The sequence below is a fragment of the Microbacterium sp. MDV22-iso44 genome (assembly GCF_058629135.1).
In genome coordinates this window covers 992,798-1,017,710 of record NZ_JBZVWS010000001.1, presented here as the reverse complement: position 1 = coordinate 1,017,710, position 24,913 = coordinate 992,798, and the positions used below count along the sequence as shown (strand labels likewise).

Below are 24,913 nucleotides of genomic sequence, written 5' to 3'. Positions count from 1 at the left end.
GTCGGATGCCGGATCGTGACAGCCTGGAGGCATGTCGCCGAGTTCCACCACCTCCCTCGACGGTGACGTCACCGACGCCATCCGTACGCTCCTGTCCGATGCGGGTGTCGAGGAGGATGCCGACCTCGTCGCGCGGATCCTCGTCACGGGCGTGGGGCTCGGCGTCGACGGCACGGACCGGCTCGATCTGAAGATCGCGTCGGCCGCGTTGTCGGAGATGCGCTCGGCGTTCTCGCTGTTCGCGCCGTATCGCACGTCGCCGAAGGTGACCATCTTCGGATCGGCGCGGACCCGGCCGAACGATCCGCTCTACCGCGCGGCCGCCGACATCGCACGCGCGCTGGCCGACCGCGGCTGGATGGTCGTGACGGGGGCGGGACCGGGCATCATGCAGGCCGCCGCCGAGGGGGCGGGGCCCGATCACTCCCTCGGCGTCTCGATCCGGCTGCCGTTCGAGGAGAAGCCGAACGCGGTCATCGCCGAAGCCGACCGCGTCGTCGCCATGAAGTACTTCTTCACCCGCAAGCTCATGCTGGTCAAGGAATCCCGCGGGTTCGTCTGCGTCCCGGGCGGGTTCGGCACGCTCGACGAACTCTTCGAGCTGCTGACGCTGCAGCAGACCGGCAAGGCCGAGCCCACCCCGATCGTCCTCCTCGACGCTCCGGGCGGCTCGTTCTGGCAAGGGCTCGAGCGCTTCGCCGAAGACCACCTCATCCCGTCCGGCGTCATCTCGCCCGACGACCTGGACCGCGTCCTGGTGACGGACTCGGTGGCGGCGGCGGAGGCCGAGATCACGGGTTTCTGGCGGAACTACGACTCGCTCCGCTGGATCGGGTCGCGACTCGTCCTGCGCCTGTGCGCCGAGCCGACGGATGCCGAGGTGGCAGACCTGTCCGCACGTTTCGCGCACCTGCTCACCGGTGGCCGCATCGAGCGCACGGCGCCCCTTCGGCGTGAGCGGCAGGACGCCGATCGCCTCGACCTCCCGCGATTGCTCATGGACTTCGACCGGCACCGCGTCGGCGAGCTCCACCACCTGATCCGCGCCGTCAACGCGCTCGAATCCGCGCCGCCGGCCACCCCGCCGATCGAACCGCACGCCGTATCGTGAGCGCATGAGCCGGACGCCGGGGCCCCACCACCGGGCGCGGCTGTCTGCGCTCTCGACGCTCGTCGCCGCGCTGATCGCCTTCGGGGGTGCGGCGTCGGGCTGTTCCGCTCCGTCACCCGGGCCGACGCCAGGGCCGACGCCGAGCTCGTCGGACCCGGGCATCCAGGTCTGGATCCACCAGCAGCGCGGCGACGAGCAGCGCCGCCGGGCGTCCGTGCGCGTCGAGAACGACTCGCCGCAGGCGCTCGAGATCTCCGGCATCCGCCTCATCGACGACCGGCTGAGCGGAGTCGTTGTCGTGGAGGGCGGACGGGTCGCCGCGGGGGATTCGTTCGATTTCCCTCTCACCCTGCCCGCATCGACCTGCGATGGAGGCGCGCCGGAGCGTCGCTGGGAGCTCGACCTCACCGACGGTGCCGACCGAACCGGCATCCTGACCGACGCCCTCGGATTCCTCGACGGCCTGAACGATCGGGACTGCCTCGAGAAGGCGCTCGCGGGGTCGCTGCGCGTGTCGTGGGGCGACGCGGTGCTCCCGGCATCCGGTCTCGGCATCCTCCCTCTGGAGATCACGCCGACGGGCACCGGGGGCGACGCGCGCGTGGTCGCGGTGCAGTCCACGCCCCTTCTGCAGTTCGGAAGCCGGCTGACACGATTCGCCGTTCCCGACGGCTCGGCGCTCGTCGAGGTCCCGATCGAGCCGCAGCGCTGCGACCCCCACGTGGTCCAAGAGGACAAGCGCGGCACGGTCTTCGCCCTCGACGTCGAGGTCGACGGCAGGAGCGGGGTCGTCGACGTGCCCGTCTCCGACGAGGAGCGGGGCCGGATCCTCAGCTGGGTCGCCGCACGTTGCGACTTCGGCGGGTGAGTCAGAGCTTCGCGTAGCGTGCGCGGAGGAAGCTGAAGGCGGCGTAGACCACGAGACCGAACCCGATGAGGAAGACGAGGAACGGGCCGAGCATCTGCTCGAGGAGTGCCTCGATGGCGGCGTCGAACCCGCCCGCCGCGGCCGCCTCCTGCTTCACGGCCGCGACGATGAGCAGCACGCCAACGATCGCGACGGACAGGCCCTTGCCGAGGTAGCCGACGACGCCGGTGGCGGTGACGGCGATCCCCATGCGACCCCGCGGGATGCGGACCTGCTTGTCGAACGAGCGCCTCACCCCGATCGAGGCGAACACGAGGCCGCCGATGGCGAGCCCGAGGCCCGCCGCCGCCACGACGAACACCCCTCCGGGGGTCTCGAGCAGCCAGTGCGCGACCTGCTGTGCACTCCGGTCGCCGTCGAGGCGGGCGCCGAGGGCGACCGTGACGGCGATGGCCGCGAGCGCGAGATAGACCACGGCCTGCCCGGCGGCCGACGATCGCCGTCCCCAGGCGGCCGCATTCGTCCCCTTCGCGAGGAAGGCGCGCAGCACCTGGAACAGGCCCAGCGCGGCGAGCAGCAGGGCGAGCAGCCAGACGAGCGCCAGGCCCAGCGGGGCGTCCAGGATGGCGCGGAACACACCCGCCTGATCGGACTCGCCGCGCCCGCCGAAGGAGATGACGACGACGATCACGCCGAAGAGCAGGTGGACGACGCCGTTGGCCGCGTAGCCGCCTCGCGCCAGTCCCCGTGCGATGGGGGAGCGGCGCACGCTCTGCGCAGCGTCCTCCACGGCATCGGTCATCCTTCGATCTTCTCAGGTCGCCCCGCGGGGGATCGGGTAACGTTGACGGGATGCCGCGACGCACCTGAACACCGGGTGCGAGCGGCGCCGTGTTGAGCAACTGAAAAAGGGAGGCACCTATGGACATCGACCTGGGGCTGCTGCGGACCGTCGAACGCGAGCGGGAGATTCCGTTCGAGGAACTGATCCGGATCATCGAGCAGGCCATCCTGACCGCTTACGCGAAGCACACGTCTCCCGACGGTGAACTCCCCGACGGCGCCCGCGCCCACCTCGACCGCAAGAGCGGACACGTCGCCGTGTACATCCCGCTGCGCGATGAGGACGACGTCATCATCGGCGAAGAGGAATCGACGCCCGACGACTTCGGCCGCATCGCCGCCTTCGCCGCGAAGCAGGTCATCAGCCAGCGCCTCCGCGACATCGCCGACGACGCCGTGCTCGGCGAGTTCAAGGGCAAGGAAGGCGACATCGTCGCCGGCGTCGTCCAGCAGGGGCCGAACCCCCGCATGGTGCACGTCGACCTCGGCACGATCGAGGCGATCCTGCCCCCCGAGGAGCAGGTGCCGGGCGAGAGCTACGCGCACGGCTCGCGCCTGCGCGTCTACGTGACGTCGGTCTCGAAGGGCATGAAGGGTCCCCAGATCACCGTGTCCCGCACGCATCCGGGGCTCGTGCGCAAGCTCTTCGCCCTCGAGGTACCCGAGATCGCCTCGGGCGTCGTCGAGATCATCTCGCTCGCCCGCGAAGCCGGCCACCGCACCAAGATCGCGGTCAAGGCCAACGACCCGGCCGTCAACGCGAAGGGCGCCTGCATCGGCGAACTCGGCCGCCGCGTGCGCGCCGTCACCGAGGAGCTCGGCGGCGAGAAGATCGACATCGTCGACTACGACGAGACCCTGCCGAAGTTCGTCGCGAATGCGCTGTCGCCCGCGAAGGTGACCTCGAGCTTCGTGCTCGACCAGGCCACCAAGGCCGTGCGCGCGCTCGTCCCCGACTACCAGCTCTCCCTCGCGATCGGCAAGGAAGGTCAGAACGCCCGGCTCGCGGCGAAATTGACCGGCGCGAAGATCGACATCCAGCCCGACAGCATTCTCGACGAGTCCTGACGCGGTAGGATGGAAGCTGTTCGAACGTGCGTGGGATGCCGCGCGCGTGCCCCCCGGTCCTCGTTGCTCCGCATCGTGGCCAGGGACGGTGCCCTCGTCATCGACGAGAAGGCCGTCCTCCCGGGTCGGGGCGCGTGGGTGCATGACACGGACAGATGCGTGAGCACCGCACTCAAGCGGCGCGCATTCGGACGCGCACTACGGGCATCCACTCCGCTGGACACAGCGGAGCTGGATGCGCGGACCACCAGAGAATCCCTCCAGCGAAACGGCTGAACGGCTATGGACACAAAGTGAACGGCTCGAAATGAGACCCGTCCGCGAATGACGGTCCGCCCTGTCCGGGGCGGGCCCCAGACAGGAGAATTGTGGCAAAACCACGCGTGCACGAGATCGCTTCCGAGCTCGGCGTCGACAGTAAAGTCGCCCTCGCGAAGCTGAAGGAGCTCGGCGAATTCGTCAAGAGCCCTTCGTCCACCATCGAGCCCCCCGTGGCTCGCAAGCTCCGCGCCGCCCTCGAGGCGGAAGGCGTGAAGGCACCCGCCGCCGCGCCCGCGAAGCCCGCCGCCAAGGCACCGGCATCCGGCGCAACGCCCGGACCGCGCCCGTCGGCACCCAAGCCCGCTCCGGCTCCGGAGCCGGCAGCACCCGCAGCTCCCGCCGAGCCGGCGGCTGAGAAGCCCGCTCCGGCCGCGGCCGAGTCCGGCGCTCCGACACCGGGCGCCGCTACTCCCGCAGCAACCCCCGGCAAGCCGGGCGCACAGCCGCCCCGTCCGGGTGGTGCGCCGCGCCCCGGCAACAACCCCTTCGCCAGCTCGCAGGGCATGGGCCAGCGTCCCGCCGGCCCGCGTCCGGGTAACAACCCGTTCGCATCGGCTCAGGGCATGGGTCAGCGACCCAACCCGGGCAACATCCCGCGTCCCCAGGCTCCGCGTCCCGGTGCCCCTCGCCCCGGCGCCCCGCGTCCCGGCGGTGCGGGTCGTCCCGGTGGCGGCGGTCGTCCCGGCGCACCCTTCCAGCAGCGTCCCGGCGGCCCCGGTCGTCCCGGCGGCGCCGGTGGCTTCGGCGCCGCGCGTCCGGGTGCTCCCGCCGGCGGTTTCGCCGGTCGTCCCGGCGGCGGTGGCGGTCGTGGCCGTGGTCCCGGCGGCGGTACCGCAGGTGCCTTCGGTAAGGGTGGTGGCAAGTCCAAGCAGCGTAAGTCGCGTCGGGCGAAGCGGCAGGAATTCGAGATGCGGTCGGCGCCGGTCGTCGGCGGCGTCAACGTCTCCAAGGGCAACGGCGAGATCATCCGCCTGCGTCGCGGTGCGTCGATCTCGGACTTCGCCGACAAGCTCGAGGCCCTGCGCGGGTACAACGTCCAGCCCGGCACCCTGGTGACGATCCTCTTCAACCTCGGCGAGATGGCCACGGCCACCGAGTCGCTGGATGAGGCGACGTTCGAGATCCTCGGTGAGGAGCTCGGCTACAAGATCCAGATGGTGTCTCCCGAGGACGAGGACAAAGAGCTTCTCGAGGGCTTCGGTCTCGACCTCGAGGCCGAGCTGGAGGCGGAGAGCGAGGATGACCTCGAGATCCGTCCTCCCGTGGTGACCGTCATGGGCCACGTCGACCACGGTAAGACGCGACTGCTCGACGCGATCCGTCAGACCAACGTCGTCGCCGGTGAGGCGGGTGGCATCACCCAGCACATCGGTGCCTACCAGGTCTGGACCGAGCACGAGGGCATCGAGCGTGCGATCACCTTCATCGACACCCCGGGTCACGAGGCGTTCACCGCCATGCGTGCCCGTGGTGCGCAGGTGACCGACCTCGCGATCCTCGTGGTCGCGGCCGACGACGGCATCATGCCGCAGACGGTCGAGGCGCTGAACCACGCTCAGGCGGCGAACGTCCCGATCGTGGTCGCGGTCAACAAGGTCGACAAGCCCGACGCGAACCCCGCGAAGGTCCGACAGCAGCTCACCGAGTACGGCCTGGTCGCCGAGGAGTACGGCGGCGACGTCATGTTCGTCGACGTCTCGGCTCGTCAGGGCACCAACATCCAGGCACTGCTGGATGCCGTCCTCCTCACCGCCGACGCGGGTCTGGACCTCACGGCCAACCCGAACAAGGCGGCGCGCGGTGTCGCGATCGAAGCGAAGCTCGACAAGGGTCGCGGTTCGGTCGCCACGGTGCTGATCCAGTCCGGAACGCTCCACGTCGGCGACGCGATCGTCGCAGGCACGGCGTACGGCCGTGTCCGCGCCATGATCGATGAGAACGGCGATGCCGTGGACGAGGCCTACCCGTCGCGTCCCGTGCAGGTGCAGGGTCTGAACTCCGTGCCCCGCGCCGGTGACGTGTTCATCGTCACCGAAGAGGACCGCATGGCCCGCCAGATCGCTGAGAAGCGTGAAGCGGTCGAGCGCAACGCCCAGCTGGCCAAGGCCCGCAAGCGCATCTCGCTCGAGGACTTCACCCGCGCTCTCGAAGAGGGCAAGGTCGAGTCGCTCAACCTCATCATCAAGGGTGACGTCTCGGGTGCCGTGGAGGCCCTCGAGGAGTCGCTCCTCAAGATCGAGGTCGACGACAGCGTCCAGCTGCGCATCATCCACCGCGGTGTGGGTGCCGTCACCGAGTCGGACATCAACCTGGCGACGATCGACAACGCGATCGTCATCGGCTTCAACGTCCGCCCCGACACGAAGGCCCGCGAGCGTGCCGCCCGCGAGGGTGTGGACGTCCGGTTCTACTCGGTCATCTACAACGCGATCGACGACGTCGAGCAGTCCCTCCAGGGCATGCTCAAGCCGGAGTTCGAAGAGGTCCAGTCGGGTGTCGCCGAGATCCGCGAGGTGTTCCGCTCCTCGAAGTTCGGCAACATCGCCGGTGTCATCGTCCGCTCGGGAACGATCACGCGAAACGCCAAGGCGCGGGTCATCCGCGACGGCGTCGTGCTCGCCGACGGTCTGGCCATCGAGTCGCTGCGCCGCTTCAAGGACGACGTCACCGAGGTCCGTACGGACTTCGAGGCCGGTATCGGTCTCGGCAAGTACAACGACATCCAGATCGGTGACGAGATCGAGACGACCGAAATGGTGGAGAAGCCGCGCGGCTGATCCTCAGGTTGCTACGGACTCGGATGTCCGTCCTCGGCAAGAGCGGGGCCCCTGCCCCGATTGCCTCGGACGGACATCCGAGTCCTCCGCAGTTTCCGGCCCGCCGTATCGCGGGCCGGGTAGAGAAGGAGAAGGACATGGCCGGAGAACGGCAGGCACGGCTGGCGGACCGCATCCGCGTGCTCATCGCGGAGCGCCTCGAGAAGGGGCTGCGCGACCCGCGGCTCGGATTCGTCACGATCACCGACGTCCGTGTGACGGGTGACCTGCAGCACGCGTCCGTCTTCTACACGGTCTACGGCGACGACGACGCGCGCACCGACTCGGCCGCTGCCCTCAAGGCGGCGACGGGGATGCTGCGCAGCGAGGTCGGGCGTCAGCTCGGCACACGTCTGACCCCGACCCTCGAGTTCATCCTCGATGCGCTCCCCGAGAATGCGGGTCACATCGAGGAGCTCCTGCGCGAGGCGCGTGAGCGCGACGCACAGGTGGCGGGGATCGCGGCATCCGGCTCGTACGCCGGTGACGAGGACCCGTACGTGAAGCCCCGCGAAGAGGGCGACGAGGACTGAGACGTCCTCTGCTGACGCGCGCTAGCGCGGCAGGTGCAGCATCCCGTCGACGGCCTCGACCAGGCCGTCGACGATGAGTGAGTCGATGGCCCGGTCCCGCTGCTGCGGGTCGGGCCATTCGGCGATCACGGCGGCGGCGGGCGCGACGTGGCCGTCGGCATCCCGCAGTACCTTCAGGACCGCTCCGCGCGCCTGGCGGTCGCTGCCCTCGTAGCGCGCCTGCTTGCGACGGTCGTCGCCCGTGTCGGGGTATCCGGCGGCGCGCCAGGCGCAGAGGTCGGCGAGGGGGCACGCCTCGCATCGCGGGGTGCGTGCCGTGCACACGACGGCGCCGAGCTCCATCGCGGCCGCGTTGACGACCGCGGCGTCGCCGTCGTCCTCGGGCAGGATCGCGGCCATCGCGGCAAGGTCCGCCTTCGCGGGAGGTCTCGGCTGCGAGCGTCCCTCGACGGCGCGCGCGAGGACGCGACGGGTGTTCGTGTCGACGACGGGATGCCGGTCCCCGAAAGCGAACACTGCCACCGCCCGGGCGGTGTAGTCGCCGATCCCGGTGAGCGCGAGCAGGGCATCGACGTCCCGGGGGACCATCCCGTCGTGCCGGTCGCGGATCTCCGTCGCCGCGCGGTGCAGCCAGAGGGCGCGGCGGGGGTAGCCGAGGTTCGCCCAGAGGCGGACGGCGTCGGCCGGGGGAGCGGCGGCGAGGTCGGCCGGTGTCGGCCAGCGCGAGAGCCACTCCTCGAGGCGGGGGATGACCCGGGCGACGGGCGTCTGCTGGAGCATGAACTCGCTCACGAGCGTGCCCCAGGCACCGAACCCCTCGCGTCGCCACGGCAGGTCCCGGGCGTTGTCGCGGTACCACGCGATCAGCGGCGGGGCGAGGTCGGGCACCGCTCCAGCCTAGGCTGGAAGCCATGCACCAGAGTCAGGGGAGCGGCGGGATCCTCCTCGTCGACAAGCCCGGCGGCGTCACCAGCCACGACATCGTGGCGCGCGCCCGCCGCGCGCTGAACACGCGCAAGATCGGCCACGCCGGCACCCTCGACCCCATGGCCACGGGCCTGCTCGTCCTCGGGATCGGTCACTCCACGCGCCTTCTGACCTACGTCGTCGGGCTCGACAAGACCTACGAAGCCACCATCCGCCTCGGCGTCACGACGGACTCCGATGACGCCGACGGCGTCGAGACCTCGACGACGGATGCCGGTGGCGTCACCGATGAGGAGATCCACCGCGGCATCCGCTCGCTGACGGGACCCATGGCGCAGGTGCCGAGCACGGTGTCGGCGATCAAGGTCGGCGGGCGCCGCGCCTACGACCTGGCGCGCGCGGGGGAGCAGGTCGAGCTGAAAGCCCGCGACGTCGTGGTCAGCCGGTTCGAGGTGCGGGAGATCCGCCGCGGTGACCGCGTCATCGACGTCGACGTCGTCGTGGACTGCTCGAGCGGCACCTACATCCGGGCGCTCGCCCGGGACCTCGGCGCGGACCTCGGCGTCGGCGGCCACCTGACCGCGCTCCGCCGCACGCGCGTCGGCCCGTTCGACGTCGCCGAAGCCGTCGTGGAGCTGACCCCCGAGGTGCCGCTGAAGGATGCCGCCGAGGTCGCGGCATCCCTTCTCGGCGCCTTCCCGGTCACCGCCGACGAGGCGCGCGACCTGCGCCACGGCAAGCGCCTGCTGGGCGCTGCGGACCGCCTGACCGGCGAGAATCCGGCGGCGATCGATCCCGACGGTGTGCTCGTCGGGATCGTCGGACGGCGCGGGGCGGATGTGAAGAGCCTCATGAACATGCCCGAGGAGCAGCCGTGATCGCGTGGTTCACCGTCGTCCTCATCGCCGTCGCCTGCATCGCCGGCCTCCTGTGCACGGTGCTGGGGCTCGCAGGCCGACGCCCGAGCGATCTGTCGGTCGGCACGCAGGCGCTCATCCTCGTCCTCCTGGTCGTCCAGGTCGTGATCTCGATCATCGCGCCGTTCGTGGGCAACCCGCCGTCGGGCGATCTGCTGGAGTTCTGGGTGTACCTCGTCTCGGCGGTCCTGATCCCGCCGGCCGCGGTCATCTGGGCCCTCATCGAGCGCAGCCGCTGGAGCACCGTCATCATGGGCGTCGCCGCGTTCGCGATCGCGATCATGGTGTGGCGGATGAACGTCATCTGGACGATCCAGGTCGCCTGAGCCCCGCCGCCTCCGACGGCGAGGCCGGCCCGCCGCGGCCGTAGGATTGACATGCCATGCCTGAGACCGCGCCGACCCCGCCCGCTCCGTCGGCCGCATCCTCATCCCCGCGTCGGATGACCGGTGTCGGCCGTGTCCTCGTCGTCGTCTACGCGATCATGGCCTTGGGCGCGACGGGACGCTCGTTCGTCCAGATCGTCCGGGAGTTCGACGACGCCCCCGTCGCGTACTCGCTATCGGCGCTGTCGGCCCTCGTCTACATCCTGGCGACCCTCGCCCTCATCTTCAGCGCGTCGGAGCGGTGGTACCGCGTCGCCTGGGCGGCCATCGTGTTCGAGCTCGTCGGCGTCCTCGTCGTCGGCACGCTGTCGCTGACTCACCCCGAGCTCTTCAACCACCCGACGGTCTGGTCCGGCTACGGCATCGGGTACGTGCTGATCCCGCTCGTGCTGCCGTTCCTGGGCCTCTGGTGGCTCATCGCGCACCGCCGCGGACGGACGACGGGTGGCGCGGCGTGATCGTCTTCCGCGACCCCGCCGAGATCCCCGCGGGGTTCGGCCCGAGCGTCGTCGCGATCGGCAAGTTCGACGGCGTCCACTCCGGCCACCGCGCGGTGATCGACCGTGCCCGGGTGACGGCGACGGATGCCGGGGCCCGCGTCGTCGCGGTGACCTTCGACCGCAACCCCCTGAGCCTGCTGCGCCCGGAGCTCTGCCCCGAGGCCCTCGTGAGCGTCGACCAGAAGATCGCCCTGCTCCGCGACGCGGGGGTCGACGCGGTGCTCGTCCTCCGCTTCGATGAGGCGCTCGCGGCCCTCGCGCCCGAGACGTTCGCCGAGCGGATCCTCGTCGATGCGCTCGGTGCCGTCTGCGTCATGGTGGGCGCGGACTTCCGCTTCGGTCGCGGGGGAGCCGGTACGCCGGAGTTCCTCGTCGACTTCGGCCGCGGGCACGGCTTCACCGTGGACATCGTCGGCGACGTGCAGGGTGGTGGACGTCGCGTCTCGTCGACGTGGGTGCGCGAGCTGCTCGCCGCGGGCCAGGTCGAGGACGCCGCGCGGCTGCTCGGCCGCCCGCACGCGGTCCGGGCCGAGGTCGTGCACGGGCTGAAGCGCGGCCGCGAGCTCGGCTACCCGACAGCGAACCTCGCGACCGACGCCGAGGGCTTCATCCCCGCCGACGGCGTGTACGCCGGCTGGCTCGTCGACGAGGGGACGGATGCCGGCGGTTACGCCCCCGCGACCCGTTACGCCGCGGCCATCTCGATCGGCACGAACCCCACGTTCGATGACGTCCCCGTCCGCCAGGTCGAGGCGTACGTCCTCGACGAGACCGGCCTCGACCTCTACGGGCACATCGTCCAGGTGCAGTTCGTCGCCCGTGTGCGCGGCATGGTGGCCTTCGAGGGCATCGACAAGCTGATCGCTCAGATGGATGCCGACGTCACCGACGTCCGTGCCGCGCTGCGGTCCGGCGGGTGACGAACCGACGCTGACGGACCGACTCAGTACGAGGAGTCGTCGACGGCGCCGGTGGCTGCGGCCCCGGCATCCACTCGACGTGCTTCACCGAGGATGACGGCGCTGCCGCTGGTGCCCAGGCGCGAGGCGCCGGCCTCGATCATGGCGAGCGCGTCGGCGTAGCTGCGGACGCCGCCGGATGCCTTCACCTCGACGCCCGCGCCGACGGTGCGCCGCATGAGTTCGACGTGGGGGACCGTCGCGCCGCCGCCGGCGAAGCCCGTGGAGGTCTTGACGAAGTGCGCGCCTCCCGCTTCGGTGAGGCGGCTGCCGCGCTCGATCTGCTCGTCGTCGAGGAGTGCCGTCTCGAGGATGACCTTGGTGACGCGACCGCCGGCCGCCTCGACGACCGCGCGGATGTCGCTGACGACGACGTCGTCGAACCCGGAGCGGAGGGCGGCGATGTTGACGACCATGTCGACCTCGGCGGCGCCGTCGGCGATGGCCTGACGGGTCTCGGCGACCTTCGCGACCGTCGACGTCGTGCCGTGCGGGAAGCCGATGACCGTGCCGACCGCGACACCGGTGCCGGCGAGGCGCACGACGGCGTGGGGGATGTCGCTCGGGCGCACGCAGACGCTGAAGACGCCCCACTCGGCCGCGATGTCGAGCTCCGCGTCGACGTCGGCCCGGGTCAGCTCGGGCTTCAGGATCGCGTGGTCGATGGTGGCGGCGAGTTCACGTTCGGTGGGCATGGTTCCCAGCGTACGCGCCCACCCGCGAGGCGACGTTCGGGGTCGCGAGGACACGCTAGACTGGGGGAGAAGGATCCTTCCGTCGCCGCAGCTCGCAGAAGCGAGTGCCCGCAGCCGGGGGATCCGGGGACCATAACGCACCGCGACTGCACCGTCGCGGTCCCGTAAGACCGTCGTCATCGACGGCCACCGCCGGCACCGCCGGTGTCACGCTCAGGAGGAGCATGCCGACCACGGCAGCCACCGCCCCCAAGACCGCCGCTCGGCGTCGCCGGGGATCGTCGTCGCGTCGAGACGACGAAGCACCCCTCATCCCGATCCTCGCCCGCAAGGTACGCGAGGTCGAAGCCAAGGCGCAGCGCGGAAAGCTGGGGCCGACCAATCGGGTCAAGTTCCAGGTGATCGCGTTCCTCGTCCGCGAGGAGCGCGCCCGCGTCAAGGCCGCGACCGACATCGCCGACGGCGCCCGAGCCGAGCTGCTCAAGCGGCTCGACGGCGTCGCGACGATCCTCGCCAAGACCGCCGCGCGCGACACCTCGCTCATCCAGCTGCTCGAGGTCGACCAGGCGACGTCGCCGGTCGCCCGTCGCATGCGTCGCGACTGGCTCATCGAGTCGGGCGCCGACCTGCCCGAGGATGAGCTGATCATCACCGATGCGAAGCCCGCGCAGACCCCCGTCGTGCCCGAGGGCGTCGCCGACCGTCAGGTCGTGCCGCCGCAGGTCGAGGCGCGCAAGGAGTCGAACCCCTTCCTGTCCCCGGACGCCGCGCTCCGCGCCGTCGCACCCACGCCGCGTCGCCGACTCGACGGCTGGGAGCTCATGGGCCCGCTGTACAAGGCCTTCGAGACGGGTGCCGGCGGCGGCGCCGCGTCGATGGATCTGCCTCCGGTGCCCGAGTTCGACCGCCTCTCGCCCAAGGGCCTCGAGGTCATGCAGCACCAGTCGCGGTTCCTCGAAGCCGTGCGCTCCGGACACCGCAGCTTCCTGCTCGCCGACGAGCCGGGTCTCGGCAAGACGGCGCAGTCGGTGCTCGCGGCATCCGTCGCCGACGCCTACCCGCTCCTGGTCGTCGTCCCCAACGTCGTGAAGATGAACTGGGCACGCGAGGTCGAGCGGTGGACGCCGCAGCGACGCGCGACCGTCATCCAGGGCGACGGCGAGACGATGGACGCCTTCGCCGACGTCTTCATCGTCAACTACGAGATCCTCGACCGTCACCTCGCCTGGCTGAGCTCGATCGGGCTGCAGGGCATGGTCGTCGACGAGGCCCACTTCATCAAGAACCTGACCTCGCAGCGGTCCCGGAACGTGCTCGCCCTCGGGTCGCGGATCCGCGAGCAGGTGCGCGACCCGCTCCTGCTGGCGCTGACGGGTACGCCCCTCATCAACGACGTCGAGGACTTCGACGCCATCTGGCGTTTCCTCGGCTGGACGAACGGTGAGAAGCCGGGCCCCGAGCTCATGGCGCGCCTCGACGAGACCGGCCTTACCCCCGCCGACAAGGCGTTCTACCCCGAGGCGCGCTCCGCCGTGATCTCGATGGGGATCGTTCGACGCAAGAAGAAGGACGTCGCCGCCGACCTGCCCGACAAGCTCGTCGCCGACCTCCCCGTCGAGCTCGACGACGAATACGGCCGGTCGATCCGTGCCGCCGAGCGCGAGCTCGGCGATCGTCTGGCGGCGAAGTACCGCCGGATCATCGAGGCCCGCGGCGACCGCGTTCTCCGCGGTGAGGCCGACGAGGACATCGTGAGACTCGTCGCCCACGGTGAGCTCGAAGAGGCCAAGGCCGCCGGCAGCGGCTCCGAGAACGTCTTCACGATGGTCCGCCGCATCGGTCAGGCCAAGGCGCACCTCGCCGCGGACTACGCCGTGCAGCTGCAGCGCTCGGTCGGCAAGGTGGTCTTCTTCGCGAAGCACATCGACGTGATGGATGCCGCCGAGGCGCACTTCGCGTCGGCGGGGCTCCGCACCGTCTCGATCCGCGGCGACCAGACGACGCCCGTCCGCCAGCAGGCCATCGATGCCTTCAACGGCGAGCCGGACGTCGCGATCGCGGTGTGCTCGCTGACGGCCGCCGGTGTCGGCCTCAACCTGCAGGCCGCCTCGAACGTGGTCCTCGCCGAGCTCAGCTGGACCGCGGCCGAGCAGACGCAGGCGATCGACCGCGTGCATCGCATCGGCCAGGGCGAGCCGGTCACCGCGTGGCGCATCATTGCGGCGCACACGATCGACACGAAGATCGCCGAGCTCATCGACAGCAAACAGGGGCTCGCTCAGCGCGCCCTCGACGGCGACGCGGTCGACCCGACCTCGAGCGACTCCGTGCAGCTGTCGGCGCTGATGCACCTCCTGCGGCAGGCCCTCGGCGCGGCCTGAGGTCGCTCCGCTGGCAGGGGATGCCGCCGCGACGCTAGTGTCGTGGAGGCAGCGTCGCCCCCAGCACCAACCCGATATCACCCAAAGGACCACCCATGAAGATCGGTATCCTCACGAGCGGCGGCGACTGTCCCGGACTGAACGCCGTCATCCGGGGCATCGTGCTGAAGGGCACGACGACCTACGACATCGAGTTCGTGGGCATCCGCGACGGGTGGCGCGGCGTGGTCGACGGTGACTTCTTCCCCCTGACCCGTCACGAGGTGAAGGGGCTGTCGAAGGTCGGCGGCACGATCCTCGGGACGAGCCGCACCAACCCCTACGAGGGGCCGCGCGGCGGCGCCGAGAACATCTCCAAGACGATGTACGGGCACCGTCTCGACGGCATCGTCGCGATCGGCGGCGAGGGAACGCTCGCCGCGGCGGACCGCTTGCACAAGGACGGGATCAACGTCCTCGGCGTGCCGAAGACGATCGACAACGACCTGCACGCCACCGACTACTCCTTCGGTTTCGACACCGCCGTGAACATCGCCACCGAGGCGATGGACCGGCTGCGGACCACGGGCGACTCCCACCAGCGCTGCATGGTCGCCGAGGTCATGGGGCGCCACGTCGGCTGGATCGCCCTGCACTCGGGTATCGCGGCGGGCGCCCATGTCATCTGCATCCCCGAGCAGCCCATGTCGATCGACGACATCGCCGAGCAGGTGACCAAGGCCCACGACCGCGGCCGCGCGCCGCTGGTCGTCGTCTCGGAGGGCTTCAAGCTCACGGGCATGGACGAGGCCTTCAGTGACAAGGGTCTCGACGCGTTCAACCGCCCGCGTCTCGGCGGCATCAGCGAGATCCTCGCGCCCGAGATCGAACGGATCACGGGCATCGAGACCCGCTCGACCGTCCTCGGTCACATCCAGCGCGGCGGATCGCCGTCGGGCTTCGACCGCGTCCTCGCCACCAGACTGGGCCTGCACGCCGCCGACGCGATCGTCGACGGCGCATGGGGTCAGATGGTCGCGATGCAGGGCACCGAGATCGTGCGCGTCCCCTTCGCCGAGGCCCTCGGGTCCCTCCACACGGTTCCGCCGCACCGCTACGAAGAAGCCGCCGCGCTGTTCGGCTGAGCCGGTCCGCGTGACGACTGCGTCCTCTTCAGCCCCGGCATCCGTCGCCGCTGCCCTCTCTGGGGCGGTGTCGGTCGGCGTGCTCACCGCCGTCCAGGCCCGCATCAACGGGCAGCTCGGCGTCCGTCTCGAGCACGCGATGGCCGCAGCCGTCATCTCGTTCGCGAGCGGACTGCTGCTGATTGCGCTCATCAGCGTGCTCACCCCCGCGGGCAGGCGCGGCGCCGGTGCCCTGGCTCGCGGCATCCGTGATCACACGATCCCCTGGTGGATGCTGGTGGGCGGCGCAGCCGGCGCGTTCACCGTCGGGACGCAGAGCTTCGCGGTCGGCATCGTCGGCGTGTCGCTGTTCACCGTCGGCATCGTGGCCGGGCAGACGGTGGGCGGCTTGGTCTTCGACCGGATCGGCTTCGGCCCGGGAGGCGTCGTGGCCGTCACAGTACCGCGCGTGGTCGGCGGGGTGCTCGCGCTCGGTGCGGTGGCCGTCATGCTGATCGCCGGGGACGGACTGGCCGGGGTACCGGTGTGGATGGTGATCCTGCCGGTCTTCGTGGGTGTCGGCCTCGCGTGGCAGCAGGCCACCAACGGCAGGCTGCGCGCCCGCGTGGGTACGCCCCTGACAGCGACGCTCGTCAACTTCGTCGTCGGCACCGTCATCCTCACGGTACTGGCGGTCATCGTTACCCTCGTAGGCGGACCACCCGCAACGCCCCCGGGTGAGCCGTGGCTCTACCTCGGGGGCGTCCTGGGTGTGACATACATCGTCATGTCGGCCGCGATCGTGGCGCGGACCGGTGTCCTGCTGTTCGGCCTGGCGGCCGTCTCGGGCCAGCTCGTCGCCTCGCTGGTCCTCGACGCCCTCTGGCCTGCGCCCGCCGGGCCCGGTCTCCTCGTCGAGGCGATCACGGTCGTGATCGGTCTCGCGTCGGTGTCGGTCGCAGCGTTCTGGCGCGTGCGGCGCTGAGCGCCGCGACGGATCAGGCCCCGTCGCCCTTCGGGGTGAACGACAGCGACAGCGAGTTCATGCAGTAGCGGTCACCGGTCGGCGTGCCGAAACCGTCGGGGAACACGTGCCCCAGGTGCGATCCGCAGTTGGCGCAGCGCACCTCGGTGCGCACCATGCCGTGGCTGTTGTCCTCGATGAGTTCGACCGCCTCGGGGCGCACGGACTCGTAGAAGCTCGGCCACCCGCAGTGCGAGTCGAACTTCGTGCCGCTCTGGAACAGCTCCGACCCGCACGCGGCACAGGTGTAGAACCCGGCCCGCTCCTCGTCGAGGAGCTCACCGGTCCAGGCGCGCTCCGTGCCGGCCTGGCGCAGGACGGCGTACTGCTCGGGCGTCAGCTCCTCACGCCACTGCTCGTCGGTCTTCTCCACGCGATAGCTCATGTGTTCTTCCTTCCCTCGTCCTATTCAACCGGACGAACCGCCCGGATGTTCCGCGGTGTCGCCCGATGACGGTCGTACGGTGGGAGAGTGCCCCTTTCCGACCGCGACCGAGCCGTCCTCGACTTCGAGGCGCGGTGGCACGGTCACTCCGGGGCCAAGGAGGAAGCACTCCGAGCGGAGCTCTCGCTGACGCCCGCGCGGTACTACCAGCTCCTCGGACGCATTCTCGAGTCCGCGGATGCCGTCGCCCACGATCCGGTCCTGGTGCACCGCCTCCGGCGTCTCCACGCCGACCAGGAGCGCGAGCGCCGCAGCCGCGCCAGGATCCTCCCGGCCTCCGCCCGATAGGATCCTCGGGTGCCGTCTCCGACATCCCCGCCTGAGCAAGAGCAGCCCGACCCGACGGCCCTCTCCGCCTCGACGGGTCGTCCCGCCGCCACCGACCGTTTCGACGACGTCTCCCCGAACGTGTCGCGAGTCGGCGCGCACCGCGCCGAGAACCCCCGGCTCCGGATCGGGCTCATCGTCTTCTGGTCTGCCGTCGCGACCGTCGCGATCGTCGCCGCGGGTGTCTTCGGCACGCTGCTCTCGACAGGACGCCTCTCCTTCGGGCCGGCGGCCGGGCCCAGCGGCACCTCCCAGGTCGTCGCTCCCAAGGTCGACACCTCGTACCAGGTCCTCGTGCTGAACGCGACGGCCGAGACGGGCCTGGGTGCCCGGATCCGCGATCAGGTCATCGCCGCGGGCTGGGCCGACGCCGACGTCGAGGTGAGCAACGCGAGCTCCACCGACTTCCCGACGACCACTGTCTACTACGCGCAACCAGCGGACGAAGCGGCTGCCCGCGGACTGGCGGACGCGATCGGCGGCGCCGAGGTGTCGCTCGACGACACGTATCAGGTCGTCGCGCCGCCCGAGACGACGGCGGCGGACGGCGCGAGCCGGCCCCAGTTGGTCGTCGTGGTCGGCCTCGACTTCGGCAGCGAATGACGGAGCACACGTCGCCCTCCCGGCGGCGTGTTTCGACGCCGTAAACACTTCGGTTCGGGGGCGTCAACAAAGTCCCGAACGGCGTCTGCGAGCGCGGAGCCGTGGCTAGCATTTCGATGTCCCACAGCTTCAGGAGATTCGCATGACCCAGGGAACCGTCAAGTGGTTCAACGCCGAGAAGGGCTTCGGCTTCATCACCCTCGGTGACGGACAGGACGTCTTCGTCCACTACTCCAACATCGACATGTCGGGCTTCCGGGTCCTCGAGGAGGGGCAGGCCGTCGAGTTCACCGTCGGCGCCGGGCAGAAGGGCCCGCAGGCCGAGTCCGTCCGCGTCGTCGCCTGACGCCTGTCAGGTCTCGTATCGGCTCAGGAAGCGTCCGCTCAGCTCGGGCGGATTCAGCTCTCGGGCGGAGCGGTTCTCGATGGCCTCCGTCTCGTCGCTGTCGGTGACGGAGACGAAGAGGGTGACTCCGGCAAGCGCTTCTGCGCGCTCGGCCCGCAGGTGCGCGAGGGCGGCGATCAGCGCATCGATGTGTTCCTCGAACCAGCCGTCGGCGTCGTCCGACGAGTCCTCGAGCACCCGGGAGATCAGTGCGAAGTGCTCCCAGCCCGCCAGCTCGTCGCGCCACTCGGCGGTGTCCCACCGCAAATAGGCGTCGTACCCGGGGGAGGCGAGGTCGCCGGCGGCATCCGCTTTCGACCTCTTCGACTGGTAGTGCTCGACGGTGGTGATGCAGAGCCCGGCGCTCATCGCCCCGTCGTCCGTGGTCAGGGCGACCGCGTACACCCGATCGCCGGTGAGGGTCTCGATCGTCTCGTCGAAGGCGGCGACAGTGGCTTCCCGCAGCGCCCGTCGCACGTCGTCACGGTTCACGGAACGATCCCCTCTCGTAGGTCTGAACCCGTTCGGCACCCCGGGCATCGGACGCCGTCGTCGGCATCGGCGCGGCGCCGACCACGGTAGCGCGGGTCGCGGCCTCACGGCTTGCACTCCCTATGGTCGAGTGCCAGAATGATTTAGCACTCACTCATCCTGAGTGCCAGAACGATCCCGCTCCCAGCCCCTGGGGGCACGGTACTGAACCTCACGTCCGGGAGGGACGACACACTTATGGCAAAGATCATCGCTTTCGACGAAGAGGCCCGCCGCGGCCTCGAGCGCGGCCTCAACACCCTGGCCGACGCCGTCAAGGTGACGCTCGGCCCCCGCGGCCGCAACGTCGTGCTCGAGAAGAAGTGGGGCGCCCCCACGATCACGAACGACGGCGTGTCGATCGCCAAGGAGATCGAGCTCGACGACCCGTACGAGAAGATCGGCGCGGAGCTCGTCAAGGAGGTCGCCAAGAAGACCGACGACGTCGCCGGTGACGGTACGACGACCGCTACGGTCCTCGCCCAGGCGCTCGTGCGTGAAGGTCTGCGCAACGTCGCAGCCGGCGCCGACCCCATCTCGCTCAAGAAGGGCATCGAGAAGGCCGTCAAGGCTCTCTCCGACGAGCTGCTCGCCGGCGCGAAGGAGATCGAGACCAAGGACCAGATCGCGGCGACGGCATCCATCTCGGCTGCCGACCCCGAGATCGGCGCCCTGATCGCCGAGGCCATCGACAAGGTGGGCAAGGAAGGCGTCGTCACCGTCGAGGAGTCCAACACCTTCGGCACCGAGCTCGAGCTCACCGAGGGCATGCGCTTCGACAAGGGCTACATCAACCCCTACTTCGTCACCGACGCCGACCGTCAGGAAGCCGTCTTCGAGGACCCCTACATCCTCATCGCGAACCAGAAGATCTCGAACATCAAGGACCTTCTGCCCGTCGTCGACAAGGTGATCCAGGACGGCAAGGAGCTCCTCATCATCGCCGAGGACGTCGAGGGCGAGGCTCTCGCGACGCTCGTGCTCAACAAGATCCGCGGCATCTTCAAGTCGGCTGCCGTCAAGGCTCCCGGCTTCGGCGACCGCCGCAAGGCCCAGCTGCAGGACATCGCGATCCTCACGGGTGGCCAGGTCATCACCGAGGAGGTCGGTCTCAAGCTCGAGAACGCCACCCTCGACCTGCTCGGCCGCGCGCGCAAGGTCATCATCACCAAGGACGAGACCACCATCGTCGAGGGTGCCGGTGACGCAGCGCAGATCGAGGGTCGCGTGACCCAGATCCGCCGCGAGATCGACAACACCGACAGCGACTACGACCGCGAGAAGCTCCAGGAGCGCCTCGCGAAGCTCGCCGGTGGCGTCGCCGTCATCAAGGCCGGAGCCGCGACCGAGGTCGAGCTCAAGGAGCGCAAGCACCGCATCGAGGACGCCGTCCGCAACGCGAAGGCAGCCGTCGAGGAGGGCATCGTCCCCGGTGGTGGCGTCGCGCTCATCCAGGCCGGCGAGAAGGCGTTCGCAAAGCTCGAGCTCGTCGGTGACGAGGCGACGGGTGCGAACATCGTCAAGGTCGCCATCCAGGCTCCGCTGAAGCAGATCGCCCTCAACGCCGGCCTCGAGCCGGGTGTCGTCTCGAACAAGGTCGCCGAGCTCCCCGCGGGCCAGGGCCTCAACGCGGCGACCGGCGAGTACGTCGACATGTTCGCCGCCGGCATCATCGACCCGGCCAAGGTCACCCGCTCGGCGCTGCAGAACGCGGCGTCCATCGCCGGCCTGTTCCTCACCACCGAGGTCGTCGTGGCCGACAAGCCCGAGAAGGCGGCGGCTCCGGCCGGCGACCCGACCGGCGGCATGGACTTCTGATCCAGCGCTGACAGCCAGCACGAAGGGCCCCTCCTCCGGGAGGGGCCCTTCGTCGTTCGCGGACGCGTCAGCGGAACATGCCCGCGGCGGCCATCTCGGTCTGCGCGTACTGCTGGCCGACGGTGGCGAGCGCGGTGCTGATGTCGCCGAGGGCGGCATCCAATTCCCGCTGTGCGGCGCGCCAGCGCTCGACCACGCCCTGGAAGGCGACCGACGCGCTGCCCGTCCACGAACCCTGCAGCTGGGTCAGATGACCGAGCATCGCGGCGGTCTCGGACTGCACACGGTCGCCCGTGGCACGGATCGTGGTGGTGGCGGCGAGGACGGCGTCGCTGTCGACGGTGAAGGCGGTCATGACGGGTTCCTTTCGAATGGGATGCCGCCACGCTAAAGACCCGCGCCGGGCCCTTCGCGCATCCTCGCCGCCTGGGGAGAGGCATCCGCCCCGTCGTGCGCTGGGGAGGAGGCTGTTCAGCTCTCGCTGCGCGGTGTCCGCGGGAGCGGCTGCGTCGCGACGTCGAGAGCCGCCCCGGCGGTCGCTCGATCCGTCGCGAGCGGGAGTGACACCGTGAACGTCGCGCCGCCGCCGGCGGTGTCGGTGACCTCGATCGTGCCCTGCAGCGTCGCGACGATGGACGCGACGATCGACAGGCCGAGCCCGGAGCCGCCCGTCTCGCGCGTGCGCGAGGAGTCGGCGCGCCAGAAGCGCTGGAAGATCTTGCTGCGGATCTGCTGGGGGACGCCCTCGCCGTGGTCGGCGACCGAGATCCAGCCGCGACCGGTCTCGAGGTCCGCTCCCACGGAGAGTTCGATCGGCGATCCTGCCGGGGTGTACCGGCGGGCGTTGCCGAGCAGATTCGCGACGACCTGGCGGATGCGGTTCTCGTCACCGAGGACGATCGGCACGACCGGCTGCGGCAGGTGCAGCAGGATCGGCTCGGTCGCCTGGTCGGGGGACGCGGCATCCGCTCGATTCCGACGGCGCAGGAGCCGGCCGGCTCCCGCGATGGCGCCGCCTCGCCGCTTGGGCGAGGGGTCCTGCGCGGGGAAGACCGCCATCGGGACCGGGGAGGTCGAGGTCTGGCCGAGGAACGAGACGTCGCGATCGGGGGATGCCGCGCGCGCGTCGAGTGCGGCATCGCGGGCGATCGGGCGCAGGTCGACCGGCACCACGGCGACGTCGCGCTGTTCGTCGAGCCGTGCGAGGGCGAGGAGGTCTTCGACGAGGGCACCCATGCGGATCGCCTCTTTCTCGATGCGCTCCATCGCCTGCGCCGTCTGCTCCGGGTCCTGGATGGCGCCCATGCGGTAGAGCTCGGCGTAGCCGCGGACGGTCACGAGCGGCGTGCGGAGTTCGTGGCTCGCATCGCCGATGAACCGCCGCATCCGATCGACCGTCGAGTCCCGTTCGCCCAGTGCCTCGTCGATCCGCTCGAGCATGACGTTGATCGCGGTCTTGAGGCGGCCCACCTCGGTGCCCGGCGCGATGTCGCTCATGCGCTGGCTGAAATCGCCCTGCGCGATGGTCATGGCGGTGGACTCGACCTGGCCGAGGCCGCGGAACGCCAGGGTCACCAGTCCGCGGGTCAGGATCGCGCTGCAGACGATCGTGAAGAGGGCGAGGGCGGTGTAGATGCCGATGTAGTTGGCGACCGTCCGGTTCACGTCGTTGAGCGGCAGGGCGACCAGCTGCGTGTAGTACTCCCGCGAGCCCGGGATCGGGAGGGTGTCGACACTGGCGCGGTAGCGCACGGTCCCGTCGGCCGACGGCAGATCGAACGGCGCCGTTCCGTCGAGCACCGTCTGATCGAGCGAGAACGTCTCGGGGAAGGCGGGCGGCGAGAGGGTGTCGTCACCGCCCGCCACGGCCAGACGCTCGCCTTTGCCCTTACCGCTGTACACCGCGACCGAGAAGTCGGTCGGCGCCGCGGCGATCGGGGTGAAGGTGGCTTCGCCGTCGTCGAGCGTGACGTTCATGAGGTTGCTCGCGATGTCGGTCGTGACCGTCTGGGTCAGCGACTGATCGACGGCACCGAGCTGGGCGTTCCGCAGGAAGATCATGGTGCCGACGCCGGCGGCGATCATCCCGAATGCCAGGATGCTCACCGTCACGCCGGTGACTTTCGTGCGCAGGCTGAGACCGCGCCACCAATGGGTGACGCGGTCCTGCGATGCCGTCGGGCCCAGGGGGCGCCTCCGTTCAGGCGGTGCGGTCGGCCTTCAGCATGTATCCGAACCCGCGCTTGGTCTGGATGAGCGGCTCGGAGGAGTGCGGATCGATCTTGCGGCGGAGGTAGGAGATGTAACTCTCGACGATGCCGGCGTCGCCGTTGAAGTCGTACTCCCACACGTGGTCGAGGATCTGCGCCTTGCTGAGCACCCGGTTGGGGTTGAGCATCAGGTACCGCAGGAGCTTGAACTCGGTGGGCGAGAGGTCGATCGAGACATCACCGACCTGGACGTCGTGGGTGTCCTGGTCCATCGTGATCTCGCCGGCCTTGATGATCGAGTCCTCGTCGGCCTGCATCGTGCGGCGGAGGATGGCCTGGATGCGAGCGACGATCTCGTCGAGGCTGAACGGCTTGGTGACGTAGTCGTCGCCGCCGACGTTGAGGCCCTCGATCTTGTCCTCGGTGGCATCCTTCGCCGTGAGGAAGAGGATGGGGGCCGTGTAGCCCGCACCGCGCAGCCGCTTGGTCACGCTGAACCCGTTCATGTCGGGCAGCATGACGTCGAGGATGATCAGGTCGGGTTCTTCTTCGAGGACGGCCGAGATGGTCTGGGCGCCGTTCGCGACGGCACGGACCTGGTATCCGGCGAACCGGAGACTGGTGACCAGCAGGTCCCGGATGTTCGGCTCGTCGTCCACGACGAGGATGCGCGCAGCGGTCATGAGCCCATACTGGCACCGGAATCCATCGGTTTGCTGGACATTCCGTTCCCGGGTCGCTCCGGAGTACGATCCCCGCGCGCGGTGAGACAGGATGGAACGGTGACCGTCCCGCATCCCGCCCCCGTTCCGCCCCGACCCGCGCCGACACTGCCGGCCGACGTCACCGGTCCGGGTGCCGCCTTCAATCGGCTGGTGTTCGCACGGCAGCGCCGCGGGTGGTGGACGCCGCTGGCGACCGGTGCCATGGGCGTCGTCCTCTACCTCGTCGTCAGCACCGTCATCGGTCTCGTCTTCGGCCTGGTCGTCCTCGCCACCGATCCCTCCGTCGACATCTTCGCGCTGACGGACCGGCTCCTCACGATCGACGTCAGCGACCCGATCGGACTCGCCATCATCCTGCTGTCGCTCGCGGTGATGTGGCCGATCTACCTGCTGTCGTCCTTCGTCGTGAACGGTCGACGGGTCGGCTACATCTCCTCGGTCGCCGGAAGGCTCCGATGGAAGTGGCTCCTCCTGTGCATGGGTGCCGCGGTGGTCGTCTACATCGTGATCTCGGCCCTGTCCTTCCTGCTCCCGGCAGAGGAGGGGAGCGGCAACGTCGTCGCGCCCGCGGACAACCCGGCGTTCGTGGCATCCCTTCTCGTCGTCCTCCTGCTGGTGCCCTTCCAGGCGGCCGCGGAGGAGTTCATCTTCCGCGGGTACCTCATGCAGACGGTCGGGCGGTGGTTGAAGCACCCCGCATGGGCGATCCTGCTCCCCGTCCCGCTGTTCGTGCTGGGGCACATCTACGACTGGGCCGGGCAGGCGAGCGTGGCGGTGTTCGCGATCGCCGCCGGCTGGCTGACCTGGCGGACCGGTGGGCTCGAAGCGGCGATCGCCCTGCACATCGTGAACAACCTCGCCGCCTTCGGGTTCTCGGTCTTCGGGCTCAGCGATGCGGCGGCGACCGACACGAGCATCGTCAGCCTGGTGTCCTCCGCCGTGATGATCGCCGCATTCGTCGGTGTCGTCGAGTGGCTGTGGCGCCGCGGTGACGGGCGCCGCACCGTGCGCCTCACGCCGCCGCCGGAGCCGGTGCACGTTCCCGCCGCCTACGCATACCCGCCGGTATACGGCCAGCCGCCTGTCTACGGCCAGCCGCCGGTCTACGGCCAGCCGCCGGTGTATGGGCAGCCGCCGGTGTACGGGCCGGTCTACGGGCAGCCCCCTGTGTACGGGCAGCCCCCTGTGTATGGACAGCCGCTCGTCGATCCGACACCGACGCCCGAGCCGTACGACGGACCGCCGTTGCAGCCGCACCAGGCGCCGCGGTGGGGCGAGTACGCGCCCGCTCCCGACGCGACCCCGACGCCCGACTCCCCGTCGCCGTCCGACGGTGGCTCCGGGTCGATGGGATCGGATGCCGGGGGCACCGGCGGATCGGACGGCGGCTCGTCCGGATCGTCCTCGTCCGACTGAC

Annotated in this window: 26 protein-coding genes; 18 read left to right on the top strand and 8 right to left on the bottom strand. The window is 70.1% G+C overall.

Annotated features, from left to right (window positions below; all coding sequences use genetic code 11):
* The first annotated feature begins 31 nt into the window (after positions 1–31).
* Both AC4NN1_RS05030 and AC4NN1_RS05025 read left to right on the top strand, forming a co-directional pair.
* Positions 32–1,111 (top strand): LOG family protein, encoded by a 1,080-nt coding sequence (locus AC4NN1_RS05030; RefSeq protein WP_116228698.1) that lies wholly within the window; start codon positions 32–34, stop codon positions 1,109–1,111.
* A 4-nt stretch (positions 1,112–1,115) separates the two neighbouring features.
* On the top strand, positions 1,116–1,979 hold the full coding sequence (locus AC4NN1_RS05025) for a hypothetical protein (protein ID WP_491954710.1): 864 nt from the start codon (positions 1,116–1,118) through the stop codon (positions 1,977–1,979).
* Position 1,980: 1 nt separating this feature from the next.
* Here the strand turns inward: AC4NN1_RS05025 and AC4NN1_RS05020 are convergent, their stop codons facing one another.
* A complete protein-coding gene (locus AC4NN1_RS05020; protein ID WP_491954709.1) occupies positions 1,981–2,781 on the bottom strand; it encodes a DUF1206 domain-containing protein in 801 nt (266 codons plus the stop codon).
* 119 nt (positions 2,782–2,900) lie between these two features.
* Between AC4NN1_RS05020 and nusA the strand changes: the two genes are divergently transcribed.
* The 4 genes from nusA (at position 2,901) to rbfA (ending at position 7,560) form a co-directional block, all read left to right on the top strand.
* Complete coding sequence (nusA, locus tag AC4NN1_RS05015; protein ID WP_018188598.1) at positions 2,901–3,890, top strand: transcription termination factor NusA; 990 nt, start codon at positions 2,901–2,903, stop codon at positions 3,888–3,890.
* A 9-nt stretch (positions 3,891–3,899) separates the two neighbouring features.
* Entirely contained in the window at positions 3,900–4,166 is a 267-nt protein-coding gene (locus AC4NN1_RS05010) for a YlxR family protein (RefSeq protein ID WP_081630818.1), read from the top strand.
* Positions 4,167–4,258: 92 nt separating this feature from the next.
* Positions 4,259–6,988 (top strand): translation initiation factor IF-2, encoded by a 2,730-nt coding sequence (gene infB, locus AC4NN1_RS05005; RefSeq protein WP_181900437.1) that lies wholly within the window; start codon positions 4,259–4,261, stop codon positions 6,986–6,988.
* 137 nt (positions 6,989–7,125) lie between these two features.
* Entirely contained in the window at positions 7,126–7,560 is a 435-nt protein-coding gene (rbfA, locus tag AC4NN1_RS05000) for a 30S ribosome-binding factor RbfA (protein WP_018188596.1), read from the top strand.
* A 21-nt stretch (positions 7,561–7,581) separates the two neighbouring features.
* Here the strand turns inward: rbfA and AC4NN1_RS04995 are convergent, their stop codons facing one another.
* Complete coding sequence (locus AC4NN1_RS04995) at positions 7,582–8,448, bottom strand: HhH-GPD family protein (protein WP_311857454.1); 867 nt, start codon at positions 8,446–8,448, stop codon at positions 7,582–7,584.
* A gap of 23 nt (positions 8,449–8,471) precedes the next feature.
* Here AC4NN1_RS04995 and truB point away from each other — a divergent pair, with 23 nt between their 5' ends.
* From truB to AC4NN1_RS04975, 4 genes are read left to right on the top strand one after another with little or no spacing between them, the layout of a single operon-like run.
* Positions 8,472–9,365, top strand: coding sequence for a tRNA pseudouridine(55) synthase TruB (truB, locus tag AC4NN1_RS04990; RefSeq protein WP_491954708.1), 894 nt, complete (start codon positions 8,472–8,474; stop codon positions 9,363–9,365).
* Entirely contained in the window at positions 9,362–9,730 is a 369-nt protein-coding gene (locus AC4NN1_RS04985) for a hypothetical protein (RefSeq protein ID WP_018188593.1), read from the top strand. Before truB ends, AC4NN1_RS04985 begins: the two co-directional genes overlap by 4 nt.
* Positions 9,731–9,786: 56 nt before the next feature.
* Entirely contained in the window at positions 9,787–10,248 is a 462-nt protein-coding gene (locus tag AC4NN1_RS04980; RefSeq protein ID WP_116228704.1) for a hypothetical protein, read from the top strand.
* Positions 10,245–11,210, top strand: a complete 966-nt coding sequence (locus AC4NN1_RS04975; protein WP_491954707.1) for a bifunctional riboflavin kinase/FAD synthetase — start codon at positions 10,245–10,247, stop codon at positions 11,208–11,210. Before AC4NN1_RS04980 ends, AC4NN1_RS04975 begins: the two co-directional genes overlap by 4 nt.
* A 23-nt stretch (positions 11,211–11,233) precedes the next feature.
* Here AC4NN1_RS04975 and deoC read toward each other — a convergent pair whose 3' ends face one another.
* Positions 11,234–11,944, bottom strand: coding sequence for a deoxyribose-phosphate aldolase (gene deoC / locus AC4NN1_RS04970; RefSeq protein WP_491954706.1), 711 nt, complete (start codon positions 11,942–11,944; stop codon positions 11,234–11,236).
* Positions 11,945–12,168: 224 nt separating this feature from the next.
* Here deoC and AC4NN1_RS04965 point away from each other — a divergent pair, with 224 nt between their 5' ends.
* From AC4NN1_RS04965 to AC4NN1_RS04955, 3 genes are all read left to right on the top strand, one after another.
* The gene (locus AC4NN1_RS04965; RefSeq protein WP_020096854.1) at positions 12,169–14,325 is read left to right on the top strand and encodes a DEAD/DEAH box helicase; all 2,157 of its coding nucleotides are present in this window, start codon (positions 12,169–12,171) and stop codon (positions 14,323–14,325) included.
* 95 nt (positions 14,326–14,420) lie between these two features.
* Entirely contained in the window at positions 14,421–15,449 is a 1,029-nt protein-coding gene (locus tag AC4NN1_RS04960; protein WP_018188588.1) for a 6-phosphofructokinase, read from the top strand.
* 10 nt (positions 15,450–15,459) lie between these two features.
* On the top strand, positions 15,460–16,413 hold the full coding sequence (locus tag AC4NN1_RS04955; protein WP_491954705.1) for a DMT family transporter: 954 nt from the start codon (positions 15,460–15,462) through the stop codon (positions 16,411–16,413).
* Positions 16,414–16,426: 13 nt separating this feature from the next.
* On the opposite strand, the gene msrB is transcribed toward AC4NN1_RS04955, so the two are convergent.
* Positions 16,427–16,837, bottom strand: coding sequence for a peptide-methionine (R)-S-oxide reductase MsrB (gene msrB / locus AC4NN1_RS04950; RefSeq protein WP_018188586.1), 411 nt, complete (start codon positions 16,835–16,837; stop codon positions 16,427–16,429).
* An 87-nt stretch (positions 16,838–16,924) separates the two neighbouring features.
* Between msrB and AC4NN1_RS04945 the strand changes: the two genes are divergently transcribed.
* From AC4NN1_RS04945 to AC4NN1_RS04935, 3 genes are all read left to right on the top strand, one after another.
* Positions 16,925–17,185, top strand: coding sequence for a DUF3263 domain-containing protein (locus AC4NN1_RS04945; RefSeq protein WP_018188585.1), 261 nt, complete (start codon positions 16,925–16,927; stop codon positions 17,183–17,185).
* A gap of 9 nt (positions 17,186–17,194) precedes the next feature.
* Entirely contained in the window at positions 17,195–17,827 is a 633-nt protein-coding gene (locus AC4NN1_RS04940) for a LytR C-terminal domain-containing protein (RefSeq protein WP_018188584.1), read from the top strand.
* 142 nt (positions 17,828–17,969) lie between these two features.
* On the top strand, positions 17,970–18,173 hold the full coding sequence (locus AC4NN1_RS04935) for a cold-shock protein (protein ID WP_116228710.1): 204 nt from the start codon (positions 17,970–17,972) through the stop codon (positions 18,171–18,173).
* Between the two features lie 6 nt (positions 18,174–18,179).
* On the opposite strand, the gene AC4NN1_RS04930 is transcribed toward AC4NN1_RS04935, so the two are convergent.
* The gene (locus AC4NN1_RS04930) at positions 18,180–18,704 is read right to left on the bottom strand and encodes a DUF4303 domain-containing protein (protein WP_491954704.1); all 525 of its coding nucleotides are present in this window, start codon (positions 18,702–18,704) and stop codon (positions 18,180–18,182) included.
* A 237-nt stretch (positions 18,705–18,941) separates the two neighbouring features.
* On the opposite strand from AC4NN1_RS04930, the gene groL reads away from it, so the two are divergent.
* Positions 18,942–20,561: a chaperonin GroEL gene (gene groL / locus AC4NN1_RS04925; protein ID WP_018188581.1), complete on the top strand. Its 1,620-nt coding sequence runs from the start codon at positions 18,942–18,944 to the stop codon at positions 20,559–20,561.
* 67 nt (positions 20,562–20,628) lie between these two features.
* Here groL and AC4NN1_RS04920 read toward each other — a convergent pair whose 3' ends face one another.
* From AC4NN1_RS04920 to AC4NN1_RS04910, 3 genes are all read right to left on the bottom strand, one after another.
* Positions 20,629–20,916, bottom strand: a complete 288-nt coding sequence (locus AC4NN1_RS04920; RefSeq protein ID WP_018188580.1) for a WXG100 family type VII secretion target — start codon at positions 20,914–20,916, stop codon at positions 20,629–20,631.
* A gap of 116 nt (positions 20,917–21,032) precedes the next feature.
* Positions 21,033–22,673: a sensor histidine kinase gene (locus AC4NN1_RS04915; RefSeq protein ID WP_491954703.1), complete on the bottom strand. Its 1,641-nt coding sequence runs from the start codon at positions 22,671–22,673 to the stop codon at positions 21,033–21,035.
* 88 nt (positions 22,674–22,761) lie between these two features.
* On the bottom strand, positions 22,762–23,454 hold the full coding sequence (locus AC4NN1_RS04910; RefSeq protein WP_018188578.1) for a response regulator transcription factor: 693 nt from the start codon (positions 23,452–23,454) through the stop codon (positions 22,762–22,764).
* A gap of 99 nt (positions 23,455–23,553) precedes the next feature.
* Here AC4NN1_RS04910 and AC4NN1_RS04905 point away from each other — a divergent pair, with 99 nt between their 5' ends.
* Positions 23,554–24,912: a CPBP family intramembrane glutamic endopeptidase gene (locus AC4NN1_RS04905; RefSeq protein WP_491954702.1), complete on the top strand. Its 1,359-nt coding sequence runs from the start codon at positions 23,554–23,556 to the stop codon at positions 24,910–24,912.
* Position 24,913 lies beyond the last annotated feature (1 nt).

Bases quoted from the DNA above. Each gene is read 5' to 3' on its own strand.
- deoC (WP_491954706.1), bottom strand. From the start codon at position 11,944: ATGCCCACCGAACGTGAACTCGCCGCCACCATCGACCACGCGATCCTG.
- rbfA (WP_018188596.1), top strand. From the start codon at position 7,126: ATGGCCGGAGAACGGCAGGCACGGCTGGCGGACCGCATCCGCGTGCTC.
- AC4NN1_RS05010 (WP_081630818.1), top strand. From the start codon at position 3,900: ATGGAAGCTGTTCGAACGTGCGTGGGATGCCGCGCGCGTGCCCCCCGG.
- AC4NN1_RS04960 (WP_018188588.1), top strand. From the start codon at position 14,421: ATGAAGATCGGTATCCTCACGAGCGGCGGCGACTGTCCCGGACTGAAC.
- AC4NN1_RS04980 (WP_116228704.1), top strand. From the start codon at position 9,787: ATGCCTGAGACCGCGCCGACCCCGCCCGCTCCGTCGGCCGCATCCTCA.
- nusA (WP_018188598.1), top strand. From the start codon at position 2,901: ATGGACATCGACCTGGGGCTGCTGCGGACCGTCGAACGCGAGCGGGAG.
- AC4NN1_RS05020 (WP_491954709.1), bottom strand. From the start codon at position 2,781: ATGACCGATGCCGTGGAGGACGCTGCGCAGAGCGTGCGCCGCTCCCCC.
- AC4NN1_RS04935 (WP_116228710.1), top strand. From the start codon at position 17,970: ATGACCCAGGGAACCGTCAAGTGGTTCAACGCCGAGAAGGGCTTCGGC.
- AC4NN1_RS05025 (WP_491954710.1), top strand. From the start codon at position 1,116: ATGAGCCGGACGCCGGGGCCCCACCACCGGGCGCGGCTGTCTGCGCTC.
- AC4NN1_RS04910 (WP_018188578.1), bottom strand. From the start codon at position 23,454: ATGACCGCTGCGCGCATCCTCGTCGTGGACGACGAGCCGAACATCCGG.
- msrB (WP_018188586.1), bottom strand. From the start codon at position 16,837: ATGAGCTATCGCGTGGAGAAGACCGACGAGCAGTGGCGTGAGGAGCTG.
- truB (WP_491954708.1), top strand. From the start codon at position 8,472: ATGCACCAGAGTCAGGGGAGCGGCGGGATCCTCCTCGTCGACAAGCCC.
- AC4NN1_RS05030 (WP_116228698.1), top strand. From the start codon at position 32: ATGTCGCCGAGTTCCACCACCTCCCTCGACGGTGACGTCACCGACGCC.
- groL (WP_018188581.1), top strand. From the start codon at position 18,942: ATGGCAAAGATCATCGCTTTCGACGAAGAGGCCCGCCGCGGCCTCGAG.
- AC4NN1_RS04920 (WP_018188580.1), bottom strand. From the start codon at position 20,916: ATGACCGCCTTCACCGTCGACAGCGACGCCGTCCTCGCCGCCACCACC.
- AC4NN1_RS04965 (WP_020096854.1), top strand. From the start codon at position 12,169: ATGCCGACCACGGCAGCCACCGCCCCCAAGACCGCCGCTCGGCGTCGC.